General features: G+C 54.5%; 1 pseudogene. It reads left to right on the forward strand.

Annotated elements, in window-relative coordinates:
- Nucleotides 1-212, forward strand: a pseudogene (locus tag RTW80_RS30940) (colanic acid biosynthesis glycosyltransferase WcaI); the annotation flags it as partial.
- Between the last annotated feature and the right edge of the window lie 21 nt (nucleotides 213-233).

Raw genomic sequence — 233 nt, forward strand, 5'->3', positions numbered from 1 at the left:
CGGCAGAAGCTGAAACCGAATTAGGCCAGCTGTGTGACAGCTACCCGGGGATCGCCGTTTGCGTGGAGCCGGAATCGGTTCCGGCGCTGGTGACCGGAATTGAACAGGCACTCGCCATGCCAAAAGTGAACACGGTGGCACGTGAATATGCCGAACGCACGCTCGAGAAAGAGAACGTGCTGAGCCAATTTATTGCAGATATACGGGGATAAATCATGAGTCAAACCACGTTG

This window comes from Escherichia sp. AM3, assembly GCF_032029835.1.
GTDB classification, from domain to species: Bacteria; Pseudomonadota; Gammaproteobacteria; order Enterobacterales; family Enterobacteriaceae; genus Escherichia; species Escherichia coli.